The 16,172-nt window shown below is 34.6% G+C and carries 18 protein-coding genes and 1 riboswitch; of the genes, 2 read left to right on the top strand and 16 right to left on the bottom strand.

What is annotated here, in order from left to right; genetic code table 11:
• Positions 1 to 76: 76 nt before the first annotated feature.
• From MKY00_RS08045 to MKY00_RS08000, 10 genes are all read right to left on the bottom strand, one after another.
• The gene (locus MKY00_RS08045; RefSeq protein ID WP_001983018.1) at positions 77 to 313 is read right to left on the bottom strand and encodes a DUF3961 domain-containing protein; all 237 of its coding nucleotides are present in this window, start codon (positions 311 to 313) and stop codon (positions 77 to 79) included.
• A gap of 92 nt (positions 314 to 405) precedes the next feature.
• Entirely contained in the window at positions 406 to 615 is a 210-nt protein-coding gene (locus MKY00_RS08040; RefSeq protein WP_016717011.1) for a hypothetical protein, read from the bottom strand.
• Positions 616 to 695: 80 nt separating this feature from the next.
• Entirely contained in the window at positions 696 to 1,982 is a 1,287-nt protein-coding gene (gudB, locus tag MKY00_RS08035) for an NAD-specific glutamate dehydrogenase (RefSeq protein ID WP_000225176.1), read from the bottom strand.
• 265 nt (positions 1,983 to 2,247) lie between these two features.
• Positions 2,248 to 2,856, bottom strand: coding sequence for a genetic competence negative regulator (locus tag MKY00_RS08030; RefSeq protein WP_001235392.1), 609 nt, complete (start codon positions 2,854 to 2,856; stop codon positions 2,248 to 2,250).
• Between the two features lie 77 nt (positions 2,857 to 2,933).
• Positions 2,934 to 3,809 carry a MerR family transcriptional regulator gene (locus MKY00_RS08025; RefSeq protein ID WP_016717010.1) on the bottom strand — a complete coding sequence of 292 codons (876 nt, stop codon included), beginning with the start codon at positions 3,807 to 3,809 and terminating at the stop codon, positions 2,934 to 2,936.
• On the bottom strand, positions 3,809 to 4,585 hold the full coding sequence (locus tag MKY00_RS08020; protein WP_016717009.1) for a metallophosphoesterase: 777 nt from the start codon (positions 4,583 to 4,585) through the stop codon (positions 3,809 to 3,811). The genes MKY00_RS08025 and MKY00_RS08020 overlap by 1 nt, the downstream gene beginning before the upstream one ends.
• Positions 4,586 to 4,643: 58 nt before the next feature.
• The gene (locus tag MKY00_RS08015; protein WP_001254344.1) at positions 4,644 to 5,123 is read right to left on the bottom strand and encodes a LysM peptidoglycan-binding domain-containing protein; all 480 of its coding nucleotides are present in this window, start codon (positions 5,121 to 5,123) and stop codon (positions 4,644 to 4,646) included.
• 22 nt (positions 5,124 to 5,145) lie between these two features.
• Positions 5,146 to 5,709: a CPBP family intramembrane glutamic endopeptidase gene (locus MKY00_RS08010; protein WP_001025765.1), complete on the bottom strand. Its 564-nt coding sequence runs from the start codon at positions 5,707 to 5,709 to the stop codon at positions 5,146 to 5,148.
• Positions 5,709 to 7,238: a RecQ family ATP-dependent DNA helicase gene (locus tag MKY00_RS08005; RefSeq protein ID WP_016717008.1), complete on the bottom strand. Its 1,530-nt coding sequence runs from the start codon at positions 7,236 to 7,238 to the stop codon at positions 5,709 to 5,711. Before MKY00_RS08005 ends, MKY00_RS08010 begins: the two co-directional genes overlap by 1 nt.
• Positions 7,228 to 8,289 carry a helix-turn-helix domain-containing protein gene (locus MKY00_RS08000; protein ID WP_014893181.1) on the bottom strand — a complete coding sequence of 354 codons (1,062 nt, stop codon included), beginning with the start codon at positions 8,287 to 8,289 and terminating at the stop codon, positions 7,228 to 7,230. The genes MKY00_RS08005 and MKY00_RS08000 overlap by 11 nt, the downstream gene beginning before the upstream one ends.
• A 297-nt stretch (positions 8,290 to 8,586) precedes the next feature.
• On the opposite strand from MKY00_RS08000, the gene MKY00_RS07995 reads away from it, so the two are divergent.
• Positions 8,587 to 8,835, top strand: coding sequence for a ferredoxin (locus MKY00_RS07995; protein ID WP_001151996.1), 249 nt, complete (start codon positions 8,587 to 8,589; stop codon positions 8,833 to 8,835).
• A gap of 122 nt (positions 8,836 to 8,957) precedes the next feature.
• Here MKY00_RS07995 and MKY00_RS07990 read toward each other — a convergent pair whose 3' ends face one another.
• On the bottom strand, positions 8,958 to 9,536 hold the full coding sequence (locus tag MKY00_RS07990) for an ECF transporter S component (RefSeq protein WP_016717007.1): 579 nt from the start codon (positions 9,534 to 9,536) through the stop codon (positions 8,958 to 8,960).
• 162 nt (positions 9,537 to 9,698) lie between these two features.
• Positions 9,699 to 9,838, bottom strand: a riboswitch (FMN riboswitch).
• Between the two features lie 245 nt (positions 9,839 to 10,083).
• Between MKY00_RS07990 and MKY00_RS07985 the strand changes: the two genes are divergently transcribed.
• A complete protein-coding gene (locus MKY00_RS07985; RefSeq protein WP_016717006.1) occupies positions 10,084 to 10,770 on the top strand; it encodes a hypothetical protein in 687 nt (228 codons plus the stop codon).
• A 29-nt stretch (positions 10,771 to 10,799) separates the two neighbouring features.
• Here MKY00_RS07985 and MKY00_RS07980 read toward each other — a convergent pair whose 3' ends face one another.
• The 5 genes from MKY00_RS07980 to resC all read right to left on the bottom strand — a co-directional run bounded on the left by MKY00_RS07980 (position 10,800) and on the right by resC (position 16,169).
• Positions 10,800 to 11,414 (bottom strand): peptidoglycan DD-metalloendopeptidase family protein, encoded by a 615-nt coding sequence (locus tag MKY00_RS07980; RefSeq protein WP_000645699.1) that lies wholly within the window; start codon positions 11,412 to 11,414, stop codon positions 10,800 to 10,802.
• An 84-nt stretch (positions 11,415 to 11,498) separates the two neighbouring features.
• Complete coding sequence (locus MKY00_RS07975; RefSeq protein ID WP_016717005.1) at positions 11,499 to 12,080, bottom strand: cob(I)yrinic acid a,c-diamide adenosyltransferase; 582 nt, start codon at positions 12,078 to 12,080, stop codon at positions 11,499 to 11,501.
• A gap of 137 nt (positions 12,081 to 12,217) precedes the next feature.
• Positions 12,218 to 13,993: a sensor histidine kinase ResE gene (gene resE / locus MKY00_RS07970; protein ID WP_000964682.1), complete on the bottom strand. Its 1,776-nt coding sequence runs from the start codon at positions 13,991 to 13,993 to the stop codon at positions 12,218 to 12,220.
• Positions 13,993 to 14,709, bottom strand: coding sequence for a DNA-binding response regulator ResD (resD, locus tag MKY00_RS07965; RefSeq protein WP_000426862.1), 717 nt, complete (start codon positions 14,707 to 14,709; stop codon positions 13,993 to 13,995). The genes resE and resD overlap by 1 nt, the downstream gene beginning before the upstream one ends.
• Before the next feature lie 302 nt (positions 14,710 to 15,011).
• Positions 15,012 to 16,169: a cytochrome c biogenesis protein ResC gene (gene resC, locus MKY00_RS07960; RefSeq protein ID WP_000250096.1), complete on the bottom strand. Its 1,158-nt coding sequence runs from the start codon at positions 16,167 to 16,169 to the stop codon at positions 15,012 to 15,014.
• Between the last annotated feature and the right edge of the window lie 3 nt (positions 16,170 to 16,172).

The following is a 16,172-nucleotide window of genomic DNA, read 5'->3' as shown; positions in this document are numbered from 1 at the left end:
TACCAACTCCCGCTTCAGAAGATTACCTTACTTCTTTATATATGTATTCGGTAGCAATGTCCTTATAGCATATTTCTTACGCAAAGAGAAAATCGAAAATATTTGATGTGAACACCATAAATAATAAAATACTTACAGCAACTCCATAAAAACCGTAAAACCAAACACAATCTTCTTTCGTATCTAAACCGAAAAATTTATTTACTGATTGTAATAATGTGCCGCGCTTACTTTGTTTGTTTCTTAATACTTCCACTCGTTCTACAACATCTGCTGGCATCATAAATCTTTGGTCTACTGTCATTTTCATCATTTATCTCTCCTTAAAATCATTTCCGTTTTGTTTATCTAAGGAGAGTATAGCACGTTTGTTCGTGTAGAACAAGCGTTCTTTTTGTTTTTATTTTATTTTTCAACAAACCAATTAATAATTACCAATATAAAAGCGATAATCGGCCCTACTACAACCGCACCAAATATTAAAAATAATAATCCTTCTCCGAACACCCGAGCGGTACTTGCTTTTCGATCTTGCTTCGTTTTTACGAGTTCTCCCTCTAACCTCTTAACCTTTTCTTCTAATTGTTCTACTCGTTCCATCATTCCATCTCCCATTTACAACACCTCACTCTAATACTTCAACAAAAAAAAACGTGATTCCCTCGAAAGGAATCACGTTTTCTCACAATATAATATTATACCCAACCTCTGAAGCGACTTGCTTCAGCCATTTTACGAACACCGACCATATACGCTGCTAAGCGCATGTTCACTTTACGAACTTGTGCTGTTTCATAAATAGAATCAAATGATCTTACCATTACTTTTTCTAAACGTTGTTCTACTTCTTCTTCAGTCCAGTAGTAACCTTGGTTATTTTGTACCCACTCAAAGTAAGATACTGTTACCCCACCAGCACTCGCTAATACGTCTGGAACAAGTAAAATTCCGCGATCTGTTAAAATTTTAGTTGCTTCTAATGTTGTTGGACCATTTGCAGCTTCAACAACAATTTTTGCTTTAATATCATTAGCATTTTCTTCTGTAATTTGATTCTCAATTGCAGCTGGAACTAAAATGTCACAATCAAGTTCTAACAATTCTTTGTTTGAAATTGTATTATTAAATAGTTTTGTTACTGTACCGAAGCTATCACGACGGTCTAATAAATAATCAATATCTAATCCATTTGGATCATGCAATGCGCCGTAAGCATCTGAGATTGCAATAACTTTTGCACCTGCATCATGCATAAATTTAGCTAAGAAGCTACCAGCATTACCGAATCCTTGAACAACAACGCGCGCACCTTTAATATCAATGTCGCGTTTTTTTGCAGCTTCGCGAATACAAATTGTAACACCTTTCGCTGTTGCTGTTTCACGTCCATGTGATCCACCTAATACAAGTGGCTTACCTGTAATAAATCCTGGCGAGTTAAATTCATCAATACGGCTATACTCATCCATCATCCATGCCATAATTTGAGAGTTTGTGAATACATCTGGAGCTGGAATATCTTTCGTCGGCCCTACGATTTGACTAATTGCTCGTACATAACCGCGGCTTAATCTTTCTAACTCACGGAATGACATTTCACGTGGGTCACAGATAATTCCACCTTTACCTCCGCCATATGGTAAGTCGACAATACCACATTTTAAACTCATCCAAATTGAAAGTGCTTTCACTTCATTTTCTGTTACATTCGGATGGAAGCGAATTCCACCTTTCGTTGGACCAACAGCATCATTATGTTGTGCACGATATCCTGTAAATATTTTAACAGTCCCGTCATCCATACGAACTGGTATTTTCACTGTCATCATACGAACTGGTTCTTTTAATAATTCATATACTTCGTTTGGATAACCCAATTTTTCTAACGCTTCACTGATAACAATTTGTGTTGAATTCAATAGTTCAAAATGTTGTTCCCTTTGTTGTTGTGTTTTTGTTTGAGTTCCCTTTTCGGCTACCATAGTAAGTAAACCCCCTGTAATTTCACTTGTTTAGTAAACCTTCATTGCCTAGTATACACCGTTAAATTTGGAATGCAATAGAAAACGCTAACAAATATATACAAAGTATTTTCTGTTGCAAGCGTTTTCACTATCATTATAGTCCTTTTATTACTTTTAGAAAAGTAAAATACTTAAATATTTAAATATTTTTTATTTTATTCATGTACAGCACTTTGAAAAGATACATTTAAGTACAATAAAAAAAACAAAACCTTAGGTTATATTAGCTAAGGTTTTGTTTTTTCACAAAGTAATTGTGTATTTGTTCAATTGCTTGAGAAGCCATTAATTCTTTACCATACTCCATTAGACGATAAATAGTTGCTGTAGACGGATTACCATATTCCGCTAAAATAGCTATAAAATCTGCCTTCAGTAATTGAATTTGCTCCTCTTCTTCCATCCAAAGATAGAAACGCCCATCCCACGTATATAATTTTCCGCCAGTTACATCAAGGTTATATAAACGATTCGACAGGTTAATTACGTCATCTAGTGTAGCAAATTCATAAAGGATATGCTCGCTTTCATCTAGAGTCACTTGCATTTCAATAAACTCGTCACGGAACTCATCATCTGTATCCGCTTCTTGATGTTCTTTCGTTACAATTACGACCATTCCTTGCGCTTGTAGAGAAAATACTTCAACTGCAATCGGACCATCCGCTTCAAATCCTAATTCTTTATTTGCTTCTTGCATCATATCACGAAATAATTGCTGTACTTTCGGTGCATTTCTCCACAAATCTTCTTTCGTTAATCCTCTTTCAGATAAATCATCAAATGTTAAGAAAATTTTTATCTTATTGTAATTTAATCGTTCCAGCCTCATATCATACCCTCCCTACGCAACCAATGAATATAATTTTTATTATATGAAATAGAAAATAGATGGTTCTTTTCAAACAACTATTCTAACATGTTTAACCAATCATCCCATTCTTCTTTCGTATCACCAATTAGGCTTGTTTGAATGTTCAACTGATCTCGAGCACCTATTTCTCCTATAATCCCAACAGAAAGGTTCTCATTTTTTTCTTGCAAAAAATCCACATAGCTCATTACGTTCTTCCGTTCTCGTCCGTCATCAAAAGAGATTACTACATATTTAGGTCTTATTTGCTCAACAGCTAACGAAATACTATCTTCCGCTACGCTTGCCCGAATATATATCACATCATATCCTTTTAATCGTAAATACGTTGAGAAAACAAACCCTTTCAACATATTACTTTCTAACACGACAACTTTGTGTATAGAAGAAAACGATGATGCATTATGATATACCATCCCTAGACGCGTTTGTAAAAATGATACGACATATTGGAATTGCACCATTGTAACTTCATTATTATTTTTTAACGTTAACAATTTATTTGACACTTGAAGAACAATACTTGCTATAACTTTTTCTGTTGCATAAATACTAAAAGCCTCGTTTAACAATGCAGAAGTTGTAATTTCATCAAATTTTAACAAAGCTTGTAGTATATCGTCCACTAAAACAACTTCTCTATCGTAATGTATTTCATTTTGAACATTATTCTGCAAACGATTCCCTTCTAATAATTGAACTGCTTGTCCAATCATCATGCCGGAAGAAACCTTGTCCATTAACCATTTTAAAATTTGAATATGCTCTTCTGTATATAATCGATGCCCCGCATGATTCCGCTTTGGGGCAATCATTTGATATCGTCTTTCCCATGCACGAAGCGTACTTGGTTGAATTCCAATTATATTCGAAACAGCTTTTATATTATATTTTCCGTTTAGAGTTGGCATCATTTCCCTCCGCATAACGTAATAATATGTGTTTGAGCAGGTGCTCGGAAGCGAAGTGGAACCAACGTTGTTCCATACCCATTACTAACAAAAAGAGTCATATTTGAATGCTTATATACGCCACCTTTTAAATATTTTTTAGATGGGAATAATCGAATCTGTCCTCCATGTGTATGTCCACTTAACACAAGTGAAATTTGTTCTTTTCCAGACATTTTATTTATTATATCAGGGTTGTGACTAATTAATATGCGAAAACCATCTTCCTTACAATCAGCCAACGCTAAATCTAAACGATCACGTTTCAAACCAACATCATCTACACCGAGCAAACAAATTTTCTCTCCTAATTCAGACTCAAATACAACTCTTGTATTATCTAAAACTTTCACATTATTTTCTAATAATAAAGCATCCAATTCATGATATTCAATCTCATAATCATTATTTCCCCATACAAAATATACAGGAGCTATCGCTCTTAACTTTTGTATATTTGCAGAGATTTTCGATAAAGGGACACCTTTTTCCGCTAAATCACCACCAATAATTACAAGATCTACTTTTCCTTTTACTTGTTCAATTAACGAATTCGAAATGCCCCTTCTATGAATATCTGATATAAAGAATATATTTACTTTTTGAAAACTTTTCGGAAATTCTTCAAATATTAAAGTATGTTCTAGCACCGTATTACGCGTTGCTTCCGTATACATTACAAGAAGAAATATAATACCAATACAAACGAGAGTACTTAATAAGATAATCCATATCATATATTTTTTACTCCCTTCCTCATAAAGATAATCCCCAGTTTTTATAGTAAGTATTTTACTAACTCTCTCGCTTTGTGGACTTATCTTTTATCGGAATTTTTAATTCTTGACCTACATTCACTTCATCTTTTTGTAAATCATTATACTTTTTAATCACTTCGATCCCAGTTTCATCTGAAAAATATTGCTTCGCTATACTTTCTAAGGTTTCTCCCTCTTTCACCGTATGTGTGACAACTTTCTCAGATGATGCCTCGGACTGAGATTTAGCTGAATCAAAGAAAATGACCTCAAATGCACTTTTTCCAGCGTTATTACCATCACTTTTCACCTGAATATATTTATCCGTATACCATAAAATACTAATTGGTAGTAATATGAATAGAAATGTTAAAACTCGGACGAAAATATGATTCATTTTAAACTTTTGTTTTTTCTCTTTATTTCTATGAATTTCACTACGCGGCGGTAAACCTTCTTTTTCTTCCACTCGCTCAACTTCTAATTCCTCTTCAAAATCAGGAATTCGTCTTCTCATGTTGTTCACCACCACCTTCCATTTATTTTCTTAATTGGAGCCCCATTATAAAATCAACAAGAAAGTGTGCAAAGATTGTTATAAACAAATTTCCTGTCCATTCAAATACATAGCCAAAAACAAAACTAATGAAACAGACGAAACAAAACAAAAATGGCTTTTTTATATACCGAATATGTAATACTGCAAATACGAAACTCGCTATTACAATTCCAAAGTGCGTCTGCACTACACCTCTAAATAAAAATTCTTCTGCAAAGCCGATAATGAATGTAATAACAAGTAGATGCATAACTGACATCCCTTGAAACATCCTATCATTAATACCACCATCATCAAACCAAGACTCTGGAAATACTCGCATTGCAACATAATCTAATAACACAATACCAATCGCTAACAAGCCACCTATTATAAGTATAGACACCGGTTCCCATTTCCACAGACTATACACCGACTTTATATCTCGGAATAGTATATATGCTAGTAAACAACCGATACCGATAATAATGAACTGTGTGATATACAGATTCAACCTTATTTCTTTCGGACTCATATCTTCAATATTATGCCTTTGAATGTTCATCATTCCCCCATCTTTTCTAGACCGAAAAGCTTTTGTAACTCTGTTTCCCAATTATAGTCGAAATCCGATTGTTGCGCTTGTCTTTTTTTATAATCTGTTTTTGTAATATGACAATAGTCGCAGCAATTCTTTAACTCGCCCTCTTTTCTGTAACCGAACTGTCGCAGCAAATATTCACGTCTACATTCTTTCACTTGTATCCATGATTTCATGTTTTCTAGCTCACTATATTTATTACGTAGCCTGATTTCTACTTCAGCTATTAATCTTGTCATAATTTCATCTGACAAGCTCTCTAATATTAATTTTCTCTGTTGTATGATTCCAAGCTTTTCAAGATGATAGCGGATGAAACGCCAATATTGTTCATTAAATCTTGCTGCATTATAACAAATTTCTTCTACCTCTTCTATTGGTAATTCTTTCGTTTGAAACATTCTTTCCTGCAGTAAAGAAAATAAAAATTGTATTTGTGACTGGCTTGGCAATTCATCTTCAATGATTGAAATTGGTAAATCGTGATCTAACGGACTGCATAGTAAAATAGCTATACTAGGTTCACCATCTCTTCCAGCTCTTCCGATTTCTTGTAAATAAGAAGCTATATTAGTCGGATAGTGGAAATGAATAATATATCTCGTATTTGATTTATTTACTCCCATACCAAAAGCACTTGTACATATTACAAGCTGCAACTGGTCATTCATAAACTGCTGTTGAATTAACATGCGCTCTTCATGTTCCATACCACCATGATAGAAAGCGACACCAGTAACGCCTTTTCCTCTTAAATATTCCGTTAAACGTTCTGTCCATGCTCTGCTTGAACAATATACAATCCCCGGCCCTTGTAAATACATCACCTGTTCCAAAAGCGCCTCTTTCTTCTCTTCTATCGTCTCCACAAATTGTACTTCCATTGCTATATTTGGACGGTCAATAGAATACACATGCTGCGTCACATTCTCCAAATTCAAACTCTCTGCTATATCTCGGAGTACATCTTTCGTCGCTGTTGCAGTTAATGCTAGTACCGTAGGAGACCCGATATTTTCAATAACTACATTTAGTTTTTTATAATCTGGTCTAAAATCATAACCCCATTGCGAAATACAATGAGCTTCATCCACAACAAATAATGAAATATGAACTTTCTTCAATTCTCTTATTAACAATTCCGACTGCAACATCTCAGGTGAAACAAAAATAAATTTATAGGAAGCTAACCTTTTCATTGCTTCTCTTTTTTCATGTAATGTCCGAAAACTATTAAATGCTATCACTCGGTTTTTCACAACATATTTTAATTGTGTAACCTGATCTTCCATCAAAGATAATAATGGTGATACAACAAGTACTGTCCCTTCTTGCATGAGCCCTGGAAGTTGATAGCACATAGACTTCCCTCTTCCGGTCGGAAGCATCGCTATAACATCTTTTCCTTCCAATAAATCTGTAATTACCCCTTTTTGACCTGGACGAAATTCAGAATATCCAAACCACCTATATAAATATTCCTCAAGTTTCATTTATACCCTCCATCCGCGCCAATACAAGACGAACTTCAAAATAAGAGATACCCTCTCCAACAGCTTGTTTCAACTCACGCAACTTACGTGTTTGTAATGCATCAATTACTTCTGTTACTTTATCTATTTTGTCTTTTTCCATAAACATCTCGATAGAAAAATCTCTTTCACGCAAAGCAATTTCAACAAAATGATCTTCTATCGTTGCAACCTTTAGATTTCTAATTGTCGCTATTTCTTCTAATGAGCGCCCTTGTCTCCAAAAATTATATGTTTTTTTCGTTGATAAACTAAATAATTCAGCTCTCTCATTTGGATAAGAGATAATCTCAGCTAATAACGGAAATTCATTTTCTTTATCGCGAACTTCTTGTATAAGGAAATGAATTGTACCCCAAAATAAGAAATATACCCTGAAAATATCTCGTTTCGTAATTTCCGCTAACTGCTGCAATGTACAACCGATACGTTCATATCCTGTTAATCTATATGTTACAATCGTCGCTTCTATCACATCACATTTCCCTAAAAGATTATGTATTTCTTTCCATAATCTTTTCGCCAATTCACTTCGCCTATACGGCATACCTGTTAAAAATCGCTTCACCCACACCATTATTTCTGTATCTTGTTGAATAGGAATAAACTTCGTATTATTCTGTTGTAAATTAGATACAGTTTGAATAATTAAAGATAATCTTTTCCAAAACGTTTCACCTAATTCACCATAGTGCAAACCATGCAAATGGGCTGGAAAAGCATACCCTTCCTCCCATGTATGTAACTGCATTTTACCTTTAGGTGTTAACAAATATGTATTTTCATGTATTTCTTGAATCAAATCTGCTTGCAACAACTTTGCAACTTCACGATCATATTCATTTCTATTTAACGATTTATATATTCCAAACAAAAAAGAAATTCGGAACATATTTCCATCTTGTAACGTTTGCGAAGAACGTTTTCCCTTTAATAAATAATAAATAGAAGAAACGGTTCTTTCACCATTCAATTGTTTTAAACAATACAATACAGTATATTGTAGTTGCATTACCGCTTCCACCTTTCAATCTAACTTAATTACTTTTGATATGATTGCGCCATCTACCGTTACTCATTAAACTTATCATATGGGCAATATATACTTGTATATATTATATTGTACCAAACGAAATAACATTTACGTATTTTGAAAATCTTATGACATAATGCAAAAATTAGTTGACACTCTAATTGATAAGGATTATCATTATAATTTTATGTTGAAAAGTTTTAAAAACCGTTTTACAATAAGGTTATAATTTTTATGGCGAGCTTTTCACATACATATTATCAGGAGGGAAAAAAGATGGCAAAATATACAATCGTTGATAAAGATACTTGTATTGCATGTGGTGCTTGTGGCGCTGCTGCACCAGACATTTATGACTATGATGATGAAGGTATTGCATTCGTAACATTAGACGATAACCAAGGTATCGTTGAAATTCCAGATGTATTACTTGAAGATATGATGGATGCATTCGAAGGTTGTCCAACTGACTCAATTAAAGTTGCTGACGAATCATTCGACGGCGATGCTTTAAAATTCGAATAGTCTTTTATTAACTTCAAAAAATACCCCTCATTCATTTGAGGGGTATTTTTTGTTTTCTATTTTCAGTCTCCTTAATAAAAAACCATTAGTAGTTGTATACTACTAATGGTTTTATTTTATATTTATGCATTTTTCATTTTTGCAAATACCCATACTTTCAGGCGTGAGAATAACGCTACAAATACAATTGTTACAACAATTCCTTTAATCAAATTAAATGGTAAGATTGCCGTTACAACCGTTGTTTTTATCGCTTCGCTAGACATAGCTGGTGAATTTAAAAACCAAGTGTAAGCTGGGAATATGATGATGTAATTTAATACACTCATAATGAGCACCATTGTAATTGTCCCTAGCATTAATCCTGTCGTTAAACTCTTAACAGTACGATACTTCCTAAATAAGAAAGTTGCTGGTCCAATAAATAAACATCCTGCAATAAAGTTAGCAATTTCTCCAACTGGTACTCCCGTTAAACTCCCTTGAATCCCGTAATGTAAAATATTCTTTATCGCTTCTACAATTACCCCTGCAACTGGCCCAAAAATAATCGCAGCGATTAGAGCTGGCACATCACTAAAATCAATTTTTAAAAATGGCGGAAGCCCTGGGAATGGGAAATCCAACATCATCAGTAAATATGCAATACTACTTAGCATTGCTACACTCACCATCTGCACTACACTGTTTTTTTGTTTCATCTTTCTCTCTCCTTTTCCATCGATCATCTCATGGAAAGTGGAAAGGTTCTGCTATGCCTACTTTTTCATAGAACGAAAAAACCCTTTGTGTTTTACACAAAGGGAGAATTTAAGGCACATCAAACAGACGTTCAAATACCTATCTTTTTTGAACGCTTGAACCTCCATCTTCTCCCATCCAGACTGTACTGTCGGCTTTGGAATCACACCAAATCCTGCCTTAACGGCTCGCGGGCTTAGAACAAAATCACATATAGTTCATCACCGCCGGTCGGGATTTTCACCCTGCCCCGAAGATAGACCGATATTCTATTTTCTACTTCATTATACAACAACATGATCGTATTGTGAACAAAAAAATCGTAACTTATTAAAAATAAGTTATTGATTTTACATAATCAAAATCATTCATTATATTTTACAATACACTCCATATTTTTTAGTATTCGGCATTTCTCCTATGAATCCCCTAGTCATATATAATTAAAAGTGATAAGATGTTGAATTGTTAAGATAAGAACATTTTCTGGATTATGGAGGAAATGTCATGAAGAAAGAAAAGAGACACTCTATTCGAGAAACAATGAAAAAAAACTTAAGGAAAGAATACTTTTACTTAAAAAAAGAATTACTTTTCTACTGTCCAATTGATTTAGGCACATTCTCAAGCGAGACATACTATGCTGCTTTCGATGAAGATGGCATCAGTATTTATCAGTATGATAAAAATTCAGAAAGTAAATTAAAATTATGTGAGCGTCATCCATGGAAGAGTTGGAATAAAGTAAAGGTTGATCATTATTTGACAACTTCACAATTTATTTTTCAAGGTGAGCGAAACTGGATATTATCCCTTTTCCAAAAAGGAAAAGAAGCTCAAAAAATAATAGAAGAGCATACACCTTTACAAATTGAAGTTGTTTCCCGCTCTTTCTTAAAAAAGCTTCCTGGTTTCCGTTCTAATGCACCGTTGAATAAATACATCGGCAGCATTTGCTATACTGCACTCATTGCATTTTTATTAAAATGGATGATTCCATTTCAAGGACCACAAATCGCCCTGTACTCTATTTCAATCGGTTGTATGCTTCTTGGTTTACTTTGTTTGACAATTGGTTTAATTGAACCGACTATTGTACTATTTCGAACAAACGAAAAAACAAGAGCGAAAGTATTTTACTTATATAGCTACTTAGCTATTTCTGGATTTATATGTGTCTTTATTTTTTGGTAAAAAAGAGCTAGCTTTAACTAGCTCTTTTTTTACTTTACATATAATTGTTGATTTGGATAAATCAGCTCTTGTTGCAACCCATTTTTTTCTTGAATTTCCTTAACTGACATTCTAAATTTCCGCGCAATGCTAACTAGAGTGTCGCCTTTTTGGACGACGTATAACGATGAAGAAACTGCTTCATTTCTTTGTTCATGTAAAACAAGCAATGGATTCATCGCATTCTTTTTTGCCATCGTCCATCTTCCTTGATGAACTTCTAAATGTAAGTGTGCACCTCGGGATTCTCCTGTATTTCCTACTTCTCCAATTATTTCTCCTTTTGAAATATAATCCCCTTGAACTACATATCTCTTATTTAAATGTGCATACACAGCCTCATATTCTCCATGTTTAATAAAAACAACGTTTCCATAACTACTTGAATAATAAGACTTTGTTACCTTACCTTCTTGAATAGCTGACACAGGCGCGCCGATCGGTGCCGCTATATCTATACCGTAGTGTTTTCCGTGCCTTGTTCCAAAATAATCACTTATCTGTCCTTCAACAGGCCATGCCCATTGATTTCCCTCTGCGTACACATGTAATTGAGATAAAAATAGTACTGTCAATAACATGACGCCATATTTTAAAGCTTTCATATACATCCTCCGTTTTCTAATTACGACCATACCTTCTCTATTTTGGTATATTACAGAAAAAACTATACAAAAAAAGAAAGTGAATCACTCCACTTCCTTCTCTTTCTTATCACGAAAAACGATTGCACTGCGATTATACTCTACATCTTTTACTTGTAATCGAGCGTTTATTACTCTAGCTACTGCAAATAAATAATCAGATAATCTATTTACATACTTTAGAACAACTTCATTTATTTCTCCTTCTTTTTGCAGGGACACGATACATCGTTCTGCTCGCCTTACAACTGTACGTGCAATATGAATAGCAGCTGCCGATTCGCTTCCACCTGGTAAAATAAAACGTTCTAGCGGCGGTGCTTCTTCTATATACGAATCAATCCTACTTTCTAAGTTTTCGACCATTTCAATTTTTACTTTATAAGGAATTTTCTCGCCTACTATCGCCAAGTCTCCCCCGCAATCAAATAGTTCATGTTGAATATTTTCAAGTTCATTATAAATATCTCCGAAAGACCTGCCTTGTAGTTTAGTCATCGCATATCCAATATGAGAATTCGCCTCATCTATTGTGCCATATGCTTCAACTCGGATATTATCTTTATCCACTCTGCCGCCTATTACACTTGTTGTCCCTTTATCTCCTGTTTTTGTATATAATTTCATCGCTTTACGACACCCCTCTCATCATTCTTCATTCGACTAAGTTAGAAAAAAAGTTCTACTATTATTTATTTAATTGATTTTACAAAAAAATAAACAACAGTAGAACTTTATTCATTATCAACTTTTAAAACGTATATTTAAATTATACGATTCGGTAAATATACAGAGAATGTAGTTCCCTCTCCAACAACACTTGAAACAGCAATTTTCCCATCATGGCCTTGCACAATATTTTTTGCAATCGCAAGCCCGAGTCCTGTTCCACCTTTTTTTCCACGTGTTCTTGCTTTATCAGCTTTATAGAAACGATCAAATAAAAATGGAATATCTTCTTCTGGAATACCAGCGCCCGAATCTTGTACTTCAAAAATAAGACCATTATTTTTCGTATCAATTACAAGCGTTACATGTCCACCTGCGTTCGTATGACGTATTGCGTTATCAATTAAATTCGTCAATACTTGTTCCATACGATCTGCATCAAACGGGTATTGCTCAATTGGATTTTTGAAATCAACCGTTAACGCGACTTCTTTATCCTTTGCAATTCCTTGGAATTTACGACCTATTTTTTCAACGAAAGGATGAATATCAACTTCACCTATATGTAACTCTACATTACCACTTTCCATACGCGCTAAATCTAACAATTCATTTACAAGTTTCCCTAAACGAACGGATTCATCATAAATGATTTGAACAAACTCGTTAATTTCTTCTTTTGTTTGCACAATATCATCTAAAATTGCTTCACTATACCCTTGGAGCATGACCATCGGTGTACGAAGTTCATGTGATACGTTCGCAATAAAGTCTTGGCGCATTTTCTCAAGACGGCGTTCTTCCGTCATATCACGCAATACAGCTACAGCCCCACGAATTTTCGTTTGATTGTAAAGCGGCGTCATAAGAACTACATAGTTACCTTTTTGTAAATTAATTTCAACCACTTGTTGTTGTTCGCTTTCTACAACGAGATGGAATAGTTCAACAAGTTCAGAAGGTAGTTTTTTACTGAGCTCTATCTCTTTTTCTTCTTGCCAAACTTGTAAGAAATGTTCAGCGGGCGGATTGATTACAACGACTTCACCCTCTTGATTTAATGTAATAACCCCATCTGCCATACTACTTAAAATACTAGCTAACTGTTCTTTCTCTTGCTGCAGGGCATTCATATTAAACTTCAACTGTTTCCCCATTTGATTTAAGGCTGTTGCAAGCTCACCAATCTCGTCCTGGGATACCATAGGAGCTTTTGCATCAAACTTCCCACGCGATACCTCAAAAGCAACCTCACGCATTTTACGAAGCGGTGCTGTAATTCGAGTAGATAAGAAGAATGCAAAGAAAGTTGTTAATATAATCGCAATCCCTGCTGATAAGAATATAAAATCAGTCGTTCTTTCCATACCTTGTATCGGCACTTGTAAAGATTCGTATACAAACACTGCACTTTGATTTTTTGACTGTACTGGTTTTCCAACAATCATAATATCATTTTCAGTATTTTTATTCTTTCTACTATTAGAGGCTTTTCTAATGTTATTCTTAATTTCTTTTTTGTCTGTAAACACAGCCGCTAATTCTTTATCTTCTTTTAAGTCATCCATTGTAAGAGTGACTAATCCTTCTTGTTTCGGTGAAGAAGATATTTCTTTTCCATCTTCTACAATAATGATCCTTGAAAGTGGATCAGAGAATTTGTATGCGATATTCTCAATCGTTTTTACATCGGCACCTTCTTCAATTAACTCTGAAACACTTGTTGCAACTTTTTGAAGCCTAGCTTCACTCATATCAACATAATATGTTCTAAAAAACTGTGAAAGTAAAATCGCAACAAATCCAAGCACGAACGAAACTAGAAGTAATATGGTCATCCATAACTTCCCTACTACACTTCTCCAAAGCATCAGTCGTTCACAACCTCAAACTTGTAACCTACTCCCCAAACGGTAACAATCATCTTCGCAGCATCGGGTGATTTTTTACTTAACTTCTCACGTAAACGCTTTACATGCGTATCAACTGTACGTAAATCTCCGAAGAATTCATATTGCCATACTTCTTTTAGCAATTGCTCACGATCGAATACTTTATCAGGCGCTTTCGCTAAGAATAATAGTAATTCGTATTCTTTCGGTGTTAAGTTCACCTCATTACCATCTGCTGTAACACGGTGTGCATCATTATCAATTGTTAAATGAGGGAATACAGTAACATCTTTTGTCGTTGTATCTTGTGTAAAGAATGTTGTTGGTACAGAACGGCGTAAGACCGCTTTCACTCGAAGCACTACTTCACGTGGGCTAAATGGTTTCACAATATAATCATCAGTTCCTACCTCAAACCCTTGTACTCGATTTACTTCTTCACCTTTTGCTGTCAACATAATAATTGGCGTCGCTTTCTTCTCACGAACCCCTTTACATACTTCGATACCATCTTTACCCGGCATCATAAGATCTAATAAAATTAAATCATAATCATTTTGCAGCGCCATTTCTAAAGCTGTATCACCATTGTCTGCTTCTTCAATTGTGTATTGTTCTCTCTCTAAATACATTTTCAACAAACGACGAATACGATCCTCATCGTCTACAATTAAAATTCTTGATTCATTTTCCATTTCTACCCGTTGCGTACTTTTACCACAACGGTTCACACCTACCCTTCTATACTATTATGTTGCGCTATTCTCGTTTATTTAAGCAACCTTCTAAATGTTTCACTTCCCATATTATGCTTCACAAGAATAATAAAGTTTGTTCAATTTTTTTCCAAAACTATGTATTTTTTTTGAACAGTATATAATGTCCTCGACATCATTTTACAAAATCAACCGCTACTTTGTCATGTTTTTCTCAAAAAAGAAGAAAAGTTGACAAAAATAAAATAGGAAAGTGACATACACTCTCCTATTTTATTTCTCTATGCGTATGAATGTAAACCCGCGATAATTAAGTTTACTACAATAAAGTTAAACATAATGATTGCAAAACCAATTACAGCTAACCATGCTGACTTCTCTCCATGCCATCCTTTTGATAAACGTAAATGTAATACCGCCGCATAAAAGAGCCAAGTTATAAGTGCCCAAACCTCTTTCGGATCCCAGCCCCAAAAACGTGTCCACGCTATTTGAGCCCAAATCATGGCGAAAATTAATGCACCTAATGTGAAAACTGGGAATCCAATTGCAATAGAACGATATCCTATTTCATCTAACAAATCGCTATTCGTATTTTTCACTAACGGCTGAAGTGCCGCTGATACTCGTTTACGTAAAATTAGCCTTAATACGATATAGAGTAACGTTCCAACTAACACTGACCAAATAACAGTATTTAATTTTTTCGCATTTACAATCGCCGGAACTTCAACTGTCGGCTCTAATTTATTTTCTGTCAGTAACTTCCCTTCATGCGGCCCCACTAAAGCCGGAAGATTGTATTTCATTTCCACTTGTTGTTCATTTTTATCAATCCATTGAAACTTCGCTTCATATTTCATACTAGAATATACCGTTGTCACTCCAATAAACCCAACTGTACAAACAAGTGTGAATACTACAGTCTCTAGCCAAAATGTACGTTTACTTTTCACTGATTGATCTACATTTTTCAATAAATACATAACGCCCGTAATAAAACTAATTGCTAAAATTGCTTGTCCTGCAGCCGCAGTCGTCACGTGAATATGTAACCAATTACTTTTTAAAGATGGAATAAGCGGTGATATTTCCCTCGGAAACATACTTGCATAAGCAATTAATAAAAGCGCAACTGGTAATGCAAATAGTCCGATTATACTTACGCGGTACATAAAGTACATGACAATAAATGCTCCGACAAGCATCATGCCGAAAAACGTACCAAATTCAAAAAAGTTACTAACTGGCGCATGACCTGATGCGATCCACCTTGTTACAAAATAAACTGTTTGTGCAATAAACCCTAAAATTGTAATCGTTATTCCTACGTTTGCCCATTTATGACCCTTTTCTTTAATTGCTCCCCCAAAAAATAGAGTGGCAATTAAATATAAAATAAATGCGGTAAAGAGAAAGTTACTACTTATTTGCACCATATC

It is taken from the genome of Bacillus sp. FSL R9-9834, from assembly GCF_038006905.1.
Lineage (GTDB): Bacteria > Bacillota > Bacilli > Bacillales > Bacillaceae_G > Bacillus_A > Bacillus_A pacificus.
This window is presented reverse-complemented; position numbering and strand designations above follow the sequence as displayed.

Bases quoted from the DNA above. Each gene is read 5' to 3' on its own strand.
- MKY00_RS08045 (WP_001983018.1), bottom strand. From the start codon at position 313: ATGATGAAAATGACAGTAGACCAAAGATTTATGATGCCAGCAGATGTT.
- MKY00_RS08040 (WP_016717011.1), bottom strand. From the start codon at position 615: ATGGGAGATGGAATGATGGAACGAGTAGAACAATTAGAAGAAAAGGTT.
- gudB (WP_000225176.1), bottom strand. From the start codon at position 1,982: ATGGTAGCCGAAAAGGGAACTCAAACAAAAACACAACAACAAAGGGAA.
- MKY00_RS08030 (WP_001235392.1), bottom strand. From the start codon at position 2,856: ATGAGGCTGGAACGATTAAATTACAATAAGATAAAAATTTTCTTAACA.
- MKY00_RS08025 (WP_016717010.1), bottom strand. From the start codon at position 3,809: ATGCCAACTCTAAACGGAAAATATAATATAAAAGCTGTTTCGAATATA.
- MKY00_RS08020 (WP_016717009.1), bottom strand. From the start codon at position 4,585: ATGATATGGATTATCTTATTAAGTACTCTCGTTTGTATTGGTATTATA.
- MKY00_RS08015 (WP_001254344.1), bottom strand. From the start codon at position 5,123: ATGAGAAGACGAATTCCTGATTTTGAAGAGGAATTAGAAGTTGAGCGA.
- MKY00_RS08010 (WP_001025765.1), bottom strand. From the start codon at position 5,709: ATGAACATTCAAAGGCATAATATTGAAGATATGAGTCCGAAAGAAATA.
- MKY00_RS08005 (WP_016717008.1), bottom strand. From the start codon at position 7,238: ATGAAACTTGAGGAATATTTATATAGGTGGTTTGGATATTCTGAATTT.
- MKY00_RS08000 (WP_014893181.1), bottom strand. From the start codon at position 8,289: ATGCAACTACAATATACTGTATTGTATTGTTTAAAACAATTGAATGGT.
- MKY00_RS07995 (WP_001151996.1), top strand. From the start codon at position 8,587: ATGGCAAAATATACAATCGTTGATAAAGATACTTGTATTGCATGTGGT.
- MKY00_RS07990 (WP_016717007.1), bottom strand. From the start codon at position 9,536: ATGAAACAAAAAAACAGTGTAGTGCAGATGGTGAGTGTAGCAATGCTA.
- MKY00_RS07985 (WP_016717006.1), top strand. From the start codon at position 10,084: ATGAAGAAAGAAAAGAGACACTCTATTCGAGAAACAATGAAAAAAAAC.
- MKY00_RS07980 (WP_000645699.1), bottom strand. From the start codon at position 11,414: ATGAAAGCTTTAAAATATGGCGTCATGTTATTGACAGTACTATTTTTA.
- MKY00_RS07975 (WP_016717005.1), bottom strand. From the start codon at position 12,080: ATGAAATTATATACAAAAACAGGAGATAAAGGGACAACAAGTGTAATA.
- resE (WP_000964682.1), bottom strand. From the start codon at position 13,993: ATGCTTTGGAGAAGTGTAGTAGGGAAGTTATGGATGACCATATTACTT.
- resD (WP_000426862.1), bottom strand. From the start codon at position 14,709: ATGGAAAATGAATCAAGAATTTTAATTGTAGACGATGAGGATCGTATT.
- resC (WP_000250096.1), bottom strand. From the start codon at position 16,169: ATGGTGCAAATAAGTAGTAACTTTCTCTTTACCGCATTTATTTTATAT.